This window comes from Ameyamaea chiangmaiensis (genome assembly GCF_013376175.1).
In the GTDB taxonomy this organism is placed as follows: Bacteria; Pseudomonadota; Alphaproteobacteria; order Acetobacterales; family Acetobacteraceae; genus Ameyamaea; species Ameyamaea chiangmaiensis.
In genome coordinates this window covers 1-817 of sequence record NZ_JABXXR010000348.1, presented here as the reverse complement: position 1 = coordinate 817, position 817 = coordinate 1, and the positions used below count along the sequence as shown (strand labels likewise).

General features: G+C 71.2%; 1 protein-coding gene. It reads right to left on the bottom strand.

Annotated features, from left to right (window positions below; translation table 11 throughout):
- Positions 1–817, bottom strand: an 817-nt coding sequence (locus HUK82_RS16980) for a glycosyltransferase (protein WP_176615013.1), incomplete at both ends; no start/stop codon positions are given.

Genomic DNA, 817 nt, shown 5'->3' with positions numbered 1-817 from the left:
CTGGCGTCCGCCGCGCGCATCAGGGCGGCACCCATGCCGACGGTGTCGCCGTGCGCGACGCAGGTCTGCGGGATCGCGCCACGCAGAGGTTCGGTATTGAGGCGCCGCAACAGGTCGGGAATGCCGCCGCTGTTGTCGAAGGCGACGCAGGACAGGCCGCAGGCCAGTGCCTCGAGCACCACGGAGGGATAGGGATCCTCGCGCGAAGTCAGGGCGAAGGCATCGGCGGCGCTGAGCCACGGGCCCACGGGTTCGACGTGGCCGGGCAGATGGAACGTGCCGCTGGCCCGTGCGCGGGCCAGGTCTTCGGCCAGAAAGGTACTGACCGCCGGTGCCAGTGCGCCCAGCCAGACGAAATGGGTCCGTCCCTCGCCGCTGTCATAGGCCTGCTGCCGCCAGAGCTGGAGAAACAGGTCGAAGCCCTTGCGGATGTCGCCGTGACCCGCGCCGATGATGACGCGGTCGGCGCGCCCGCAGCCGAACTGCTCGCGCAGGCGGGCGCGTTCGCCAAGCTCGAAGCGCGTGGGCGTATACAGGCCCTGTGGCAGGATATGGCTGCGCGAGCCCGCGTTGGGGGCGGTGAGCGCCGCGTTGGCCACCGCGACGGCGGCTGCGGGATACACGATGGCGCGTGCGATGCCCGTGGCGTGGGCAAAGGCGTCGGTCAGTTGCGCGCGGGCGATCAGCCCGGGAAGTTCGTGCACCAGAAGCGCGAACCCGACGCCGGCCTGCGACAGTGCTTCGGCCAGCGGCGCACTGGCGACGCTGTTGACCAGCGCATCGGTGAAGCCCTGCGCGGCCAGCGCGGCCAGCTGAC